At 64.1% G+C, this 6,815-nt stretch carries 6 protein-coding genes; 5 read left to right on the top strand and 1 reads right to left on the bottom strand.

Translation table 11 applies throughout. The features are described 5' to 3' along the window. Positions 1-159: 159 nt before the first annotated feature. Positions 160-1,791 (bottom strand): methyl-accepting chemotaxis protein, encoded by a 1,632-nt coding sequence (locus HKD46_RS20790; protein WP_171865927.1) that lies wholly within the window; start codon positions 1,789-1,791, stop codon positions 160-162. Positions 1,792-2,086: 295 nt separating this feature from the next. Here HKD46_RS20790 and HKD46_RS20785 point away from each other — a divergent pair, with 295 nt between their 5' ends. From HKD46_RS20785 to HKD46_RS20765, 5 genes are all read left to right on the top strand, one after another. Next, entirely contained in the window at positions 2,087-3,016 is a 930-nt protein-coding gene (locus HKD46_RS20785; protein ID WP_039038671.1) for a ZIP family metal transporter, read from the top strand. Between the two features lie 142 nt (positions 3,017-3,158). Next, positions 3,159-3,917 carry an ABC transporter substrate-binding protein gene (locus HKD46_RS20780; protein WP_010674307.1) on the top strand — a complete coding sequence of 253 codons (759 nt, stop codon included), beginning with the start codon at positions 3,159-3,161 and terminating at the stop codon, positions 3,915-3,917. A gap of 100 nt (positions 3,918-4,017) precedes the next feature. Next, positions 4,018-4,710, top strand: a complete 693-nt coding sequence (gene mtnN, locus HKD46_RS20775) for a 5'-methylthioadenosine/S-adenosylhomocysteine nucleosidase (protein ID WP_010674306.1) — start codon at positions 4,018-4,020, stop codon at positions 4,708-4,710. A 26-nt stretch (positions 4,711-4,736) separates the two neighbouring features. Then, on the top strand, positions 4,737-5,669 hold the full coding sequence (locus tag HKD46_RS20770) for a cobalamin biosynthesis protein (RefSeq protein ID WP_171865926.1): 933 nt from the start codon (positions 4,737-4,739) through the stop codon (positions 5,667-5,669). Then, entirely contained in the window at positions 5,662-6,525 is an 864-nt protein-coding gene (locus HKD46_RS20765) for a cobalamin-binding protein (protein ID WP_171865925.1), read from the top strand. The genes HKD46_RS20770 and HKD46_RS20765 overlap by 8 nt, the downstream gene beginning before the upstream one ends. Positions 6,526-6,815 lie beyond the last annotated feature (290 nt).

The following is a 6,815-nucleotide window of genomic DNA, read 5'->3' as shown; positions in this document are numbered from 1 at the left end:
GTTCAAGTTACCCGCCCGCCGAGAACGAAGTTACCCAAGGTGCATCAAAGCCAAACCACAGAAGTATGCGACGAGAAAACCTAGTAAAAACAATGCCAGTCAGGCTTAACTGACTGGCATTAGGGCCCAGGGCCCCGTTTTTATTGGCTGCAACCACCGTCAGGCCAGACGGAAGCGCCCCATGCTCTGGCGCAGACCCGCCGCCAGCTGGCTCAGCTCCAGACAGGCTTTGGCGGTGTGATCCGCGCCGGTCGCGACCTCGTTGGAGGAGTCGTTGATGCGCGCCACGTTGCGGCCCAGCTCATCGGAGACCGCATCCTGCTCGCCACAGGCACTGGCAATCTGGATCGCCATGTCGGCTATCTGGGCCACCGCCTCTTCAATCTGACGAATGCCCGCGCTGGTGCGTTCGCTCTGGCTCACGCACTGGCGGATCATCTCGCAACTCTGGCCGGTCACCGACTTCGCCCGATTGGCACGGGCCTGCAGGGTCTCGATGATGGCGACGATTTCGCCGGTGGAGGCCTGGGTACGCCCCGCCAGGGTGCGCACCTCGTCGGCCACCACCGCAAAGCCGCGCCCCTGCTCACCGGCACGGGCCGCCTCGATGGCGGCATTGAGTGCCAGCAGGTTGGTCTGGTCGGCAATGCCGCGAATGACATCCACCACCAGGTTGATCTGGGCGGACTCTTTCTCCAGTTCACTCACCAGGTTGCCCGCCTGCTCCATCTCACCAGCCACCCGGGTGATGGCATCCAGGGCCCCCTGCACATCCTGACTGCCGCGACGAGCCAGGGCATTGGCAGAGCTTGCCGACTCCGAGGCCACCTCGGTGTTGCCCGCCACATCCGCTACCGTTGCCTTCATCTGGGCCATGGCGGTGGCGACCTGGGCTATCTCCTGCTGCTGGCTCTGGATCCCCTGAGATGATTGCTCGGAGACCGCGCTCACCTCCTCGATGGCGGCCCCCAGCTGGGTCACGGCGGCGGCCACCTCCTCAATGAGCCCACGCAGGTTGTCCTGCATCTTGAGGGAGGCGCTGGCCAGCATCCCCAGTTCGTCCTGCCCGATGTGCTGGCGATCCAGCCGATGGGTCAGATCTCCCAGGGCGATGGCATTGGCCTGGGCCACCACGGCTTGCAAGGGCAGGCAGATCTGGCGGGTGAGGAACCAGGTCATGACCCCCATGAAGATCAGCAGGGTCGCGATGCTCACCACGGCAAAGGTCATCACCATGGTGACGCTGCCAAGCAGGCTGCCACGGTTCTCTTCCACAAAGCCAAGATTCACCTTCACAAGTGCACGCACCGCCAGCTCCAGCTCGGTGTAGAGCCCGTTCGAGCGAAACAGCGCCTCCCTGGCCTCATCCCTGCTGCCCTGGAACAACAGGGCATCCACCTGGTTGACGGCCCCCAGATATTGCAGCCACTGCTGCTTGACGCGGTTGAAGGCCTGGCGTTCATGCTCGGCCACCACGGTTGCCTCGTAGGCATCCATGACCTGCTGCACCTTGCCCAGGCTCTCCTGGATGCGGGCGCGACGAACCTGCCTGTCGACGGCATCTTCCACCATCAGCAGGGCAAACTGGGCACGGCGCACATAGGAGACGTCATAGAGCAAGTTGTCCACCGAGAGCACGCTTGGCAGGGTGGAGTCGGTGAAGTTCAATACCCGATCCCGAATGCCCCGCAGTTCGGTGGCGAGAAACAGGCCGAAGACGGCGTTGATGACGGCAATGACCGCAAAGACGGCGGCAATCTTCTTGCCGATGGAGAGATGCTTGTAAGACATGTTGGCTGGTGATCCTCGACTGCAGATGTGCAGTGACACAATGATCACATCCGTGTAAGCGGTGACCCGAGACTCCTGACGGGAAATGACGATGGGAGCAAAGAGAGGGGATCCCTTGCTTCCCGCTCGCCCCACGCCGGGCCTTGTGCCCGCCACGAGGCTGCCAGCACAGGAGCGACCAGCTCGACGCAAAACTTGAGCCGATTGCCACAATCGGTCCGCCGTCATGGACAAAGCAGGGGCCAGGTTATGTAATGGCCGCTCGTCTCTCCCCATTCCTGTCTTCAGAGGCCCTATGGACAACGTATCGACCCTCTCCCCTTCCTGGTCTGTCCAACTGCGCGAGCAGATAGCGGATCGCCCCCTCATCGCCCTGGGGCTGCTGCTCGCCCTGGTCGCCGTGCTGCTGCTCCTGGTGCAGAGTCTCGTCATGCTGGCCGCAGGGGAGATAACGCCCGGGGTACGCTATGGCCTCATCGGCGGCGCTGCGGGTTTTGCCGCCACGGCGCTGGGCGCCCTGCCTGCCCTGTTCCTGCGCGCCGTTCCCCAACGGGTGGAGGATGCCATGCTGGGGTTCGCCGCCGGCATGATGCTGGCGGCGAGCGCCTTCTCTCTGCTACTGCCGGGGCTCGAGGCCGCCGAGGGGATCACGGGTGACGGCTTCCTCGCCGCCGCCGTGGTGGTGGCCGGCATGACCCTCGGGGTGCTGCTGATGCTGGGACTGGATCAATTCACCCCTCACGAGCACGACAAGACCGGCCCCTGTGGTCCCGGCCATGAGAGCTGCTCACGGGTCTGGCTGTTCGTCTTCGCCATCGCCCTGCACAACCTGCCCGAAGGCATGGCCATCGGGGTCAGCTTCTCCCAGGGGGACATGACGGTGGGACTGCCCCTCACGACCGCCATTGCCCTGCAGGACATTCCCGAAGGACTGGCTGTAGCGCTGGCCATGTGCGCAGCCGGTTTTCGCCCGCCGGTGGCCGTGCTGGTCGCCATCGGCAGCGGCCTGCTGGAACCGCTCGGCGCCCTGCTCGGGGTCGGACTCGCCAGCGGCATGGCCATCGCCTACCCCATCGGCCTCGGGCTCGCGGCTGGTGCCATGCTGTTTGTGGTCTCCCACGAGGTGATCCCGGAAACCCATCGCAACGGCCACCAGACCCACGCCACCCTGGGTCTCATGGCGGGCTTCGCCCTGATGATGACCCTCGACACCGCACTCGGCTGATCACCCCCCTCAAGCCCCGTGCGCCCGATGACGACAGCGCGAACCCCTTGAAATAAGAGGGGGAAATCGCCTAATGTTGAGCCCCCGGCGCCCTTTGACTGGTTGATGTACGGCGCCTGAATCCCATCGGAAGCCTGCCCGGATGACCCTCAGGATAATCCTGCTGCTGTGTCTGCTTGTCCTCACCGCCAGGGCCATTGGCGCCACCGAGGTCTTTCATACGGCCGCGCAACAGGCGTCGTCCCCCAAGTACGTGACGCTCCCCGACGGGCATGTCGGCGGGATCTGCGTCGATCTCTTCCGGCTCATGGAAGCGAGGGAGCCTGCCCTTCGCATTGAGGGAGATCAGCGCTTCCTGCCGCTGCGACGGCTGGAAAAGAAGGTGCAGCACGGCCAGCTGGACTTCATCTGCGGCGTGGGAGAGAGCCCGGCCAGGCGGGATCACTTCATCGTCCTGACCCCCGCCATCTTCACGGTGCGCTACCACCTGGCGGTGCGCCGTGACGATCCCGTCGAGATACGCAGCTGGCAGGATGTCAGGGCCCTCGGCCAGGCGGGCATCATCCTCATCAACCATGGCAGCGGTGCCATCGCCCGGCTCCAGGACATCGGCGGCCTCATCATCGACAGCGGCGGGATCAGCAACCAGGCCAACTACGAGAAGTTGTTGATGAAGCGCGGCCGTTTCGTCTACTACCGCTCCCCGGGGTTTGAGTCCGACTTGCGCGAACAGGGGCTGGCCGACAAGATCCGCATCCTCCCCACCGTGATGGAAGAGACTCCCTTCTACATCCTGTTCCATCGCCACAGTGCCCCCGAGCGCCTGACCCTGTTCGCCAACACCCTGCAACGGCTCGCAGACAGTGGTGAACTGGCCGCCCTGGCCAGACGCTACCCCTGACCCCCCATCCACGCCATCGCAATGCTCGGCGCCACCGCCAAGTTTTGCTATCATCCACGCCAACTTTTTCGGCCCAGCGGCCATCGAGACGAGGTAGATGATGAAAGTAGGTATTATCGGCGCCATGGAGCAGGAAGTGGCCCTGCTGCGCAGCCAGCTGAGCGAGCCCACCACCCTGCAACTGGGCGGCTGCGAGTTCTATCAGGGCAAGCTGGCCGGTAAAGAGGTGATCCTGACCCGCTCCGGCATCGGCAAGGTCGCCGCCAGCGTCGCCACCAGCCTGCTGCTGGAGAAGTTCGCTCCCGATTGCGTCATCAACACCGGTTCCGCCGGCGGCTTCGCCCAGGATCTGCACATCGGTGACGTGGTCATCGCGAGCGAGATGCGCTTCCACGACGTGGACGTGACCGCCTTCGGTTACGAAATGGGCCAGATGGCCCAGCAGCCCGCCGCCTTCCCCTGCGACGAAAAACTCATCGCCCTGGCACAGGCCTGCATTGCCGAGCAAGGTAAGCACCAGACCAAGGTCGGGCTCATCTGCACCGGCGATCAGTTCATGTGCAAGCCGGACGCCATCGCGAAAGCCCGTGCCGACTTTCCGCAGATGCTGGCGGTGGAGATGGAAGGGGCCGCCATCGGCCAGGTGTGCCACATGTTCAAGGTGCCCTATCTGGTGGTACGGGCCATGTCGGACATCGCCGGCAAGGAGCAGGTGGAATCCTTCGATGCCTTCATCGAGGTGGCGGGTCAACACTCCGCCGAAGTGATCATCGCGCTGCTCGGCAAGCTGTGATCGACGCCCCCTCCTGGGATGTCCTGATGACCGCCCTCGCCTCCACGACGGCGGGCATCATGGTGGGGGCCGCCCTGCTGGAGGCCCTGCTGCCCTGGCCCGCACGCTTTCGACCCGGCGCAGCAGTGCCTCTGCTCACCCGCCTCGGCCAGAAGGTCTATCGCCCCGACGGCACGCCACGCCAGCAGAGCCAGGCCGGGCTCCTTGCCCTGCTGATGGTCTGGGTGCCCTGCGCTGCCGGTCTCTGGGCAATGCGCAATCTCTCCCTCTCCGAGCCCCTGTTCGACCTCCTGTTCCTGCTGCTGATGCTCGAATCCCGCCCCTTGCGGGAACTCGCCCAGGGGAGCTGCGCCCTGGCAACCCAGGAGACGCTGGTCGTGGCGAGGCTGCAGGCCGCCCCCTGGCTCAAGCGGGAGACCGGCAAGCTCTCGGTGATGGGGTTGAACAAGGCGGTGAGCGAGACCTGCGTATTGCGCCTCGTGGGTCAGTGGGCCGCCCCCCTGCTGGGCTTTGCCCTGGCCGGGGTACAGGGTGCCCTGCTGGTGCGGCTCGCCCAGTTGACCCATCTGGCGTGGAACCCCAAGCAAAGCGCGTTCGTCCACTTCGGCCGCCCGGCTGCGGCGCTCTATCAGGGTTTCTGCGCCCCCGCCATCCTGCTGCTGGCACTCCCCCTGTGCCTGACCCAGGTGCGCGGGCTGGGCAACAGAGTGCGGCCTGCGCTGCATTGGCCTCATCCCGCCATGGGGGTCCTGCTCGCGTTGCTGGCCCGGGCCACGGGCCGCCGACTCGGCGGCCCCCGCTACTATCAGGGCCAGCTGGTGCGCTTTCCGGTATTTGATGAGGGGAGCGAACCCGATGCCAACCTGCCCCTGCGCCTGCTGCAGCGTCTGCAACTGACCGGCTGGGGCTGGCTCGGGCTCTCGCTGCTCCTGACATGGATGGCGCTCAATCATGGCTGATCGCGTTTCCCTTCGTGCCCTGGGCCTGTTTGTCTGCCTGCTGGGCACCTCACTGTGCGCCATGGCCACCCCGCCGCAGCGCATCGTGAGCCTCACTCCCCATCTGACGGAACTGCTGTTCGATATCGGCGCCGGGGATCGCGTGGTCGCCACCGACGATGCCTCCGATTACCCCGCCGAGGTGGCCAACCTCCCCCGGGTGGCCAACTATCGCAGCATCAACCTCGAGGCGCTGCTGGCCCAGAAGCCGGATCTGGTAGTGGCCTGGCGCTCCGCCCAGGCCAGCATGCTGGGCCCGGTCGAGCGCCTCGGCATCCCCGTCTTCTACTCGGAGCCCACCGACTTTGCCTCCCTGGCTACCGAGATGCGCAGCCTGGGGCACCTTCTCGGGCTCACGCCCAGAGCCGACGAGCAAACCCGCGCCTATCTGACCCGGCTCGACGCCCTGGCGGCGCGCTACGGCGAGCCCAAGCCCCTGTCTGTCTTCTATCAGCTCTGGTACCCGCCGCTCACCAGCGTCAATAATTCGACCTGGCCGGGGCAGGCCATCACCCTCTGCGGCGGACGCAACATCATGGCGACGACGGGAGCAGCCTACCCCCAGGTCGGGCTGGAGCAGGTGATCAAGGCCAATCCCGGACTTATCCTGGCTGGCGGCCAGGATCCTTCCGTGCTGGATCACTGGCGGCAGTGGCCCATGTTGGACGCCGTCAAACACCAGCGGCTCGCCCTCATCAACGCCGATGAACTGCACCGCTTCACCCCCCGCGCCCTCAACGCGGTGGAGCAGATATGCGAGGCGATAACACTATCAACGGTGACCTCTCAAGCAGATCAATTACCAGGCAATCAATGACCGAGCAATGGATTAACAACTTTCAGAATCACATCTATCCGTCATAGATAAAGGGAAGACTGGTTCTACCATAATAGAGATAATCAATATTCCCCCTACATTAATCAGGGCCAGTCTTTAATAGCGCATAAAGCGTAATATCACTGGCCAACCCTGATTGTTGGTAAGCGCCCTTGAATCGGCATCTTTTTTTCCCAAAATCAGCTCGTCACACTTGAAATCCATTACCTCTTCGCTGGATTTTCACTATGACCACTCAAGAACGTGCTGATTTTTGGCGACAGCAGATC

Origin of the sequence: Aeromonas sp. TW 6 (genome assembly GCF_013168745.1) — a bacterium.
Classification (GTDB): domain Bacteria; phylum Pseudomonadota; class Gammaproteobacteria; order Enterobacterales; family Aeromonadaceae; genus Aeromonas; species Aeromonas caviae.
This window is presented reverse-complemented; position numbering and strand designations above follow the sequence as displayed.

Coding starts and splice junctions, on each gene's coding strand:
- HKD46_RS20790 (WP_171865927.1), bottom strand. CDS start 1,791: ATGTCTTACAAGCATCTCTCCATCGGCAAGAAGATTGCCGCCGTCTTT.
- HKD46_RS20785 (WP_039038671.1), top strand. CDS start 2,087: ATGGACAACGTATCGACCCTCTCCCCTTCCTGGTCTGTCCAACTGCGC.
- HKD46_RS20780 (WP_010674307.1), top strand. CDS start 3,159: ATGACCCTCAGGATAATCCTGCTGCTGTGTCTGCTTGTCCTCACCGCC.
- mtnN (WP_010674306.1), top strand. CDS start 4,018: ATGAAAGTAGGTATTATCGGCGCCATGGAGCAGGAAGTGGCCCTGCTG.
- HKD46_RS20770 (WP_171865926.1), top strand. CDS start 4,737: ATGACCGCCCTCGCCTCCACGACGGCGGGCATCATGGTGGGGGCCGCC.
- HKD46_RS20765 (WP_171865925.1), top strand. CDS start 5,662: ATGGCTGATCGCGTTTCCCTTCGTGCCCTGGGCCTGTTTGTCTGCCTG.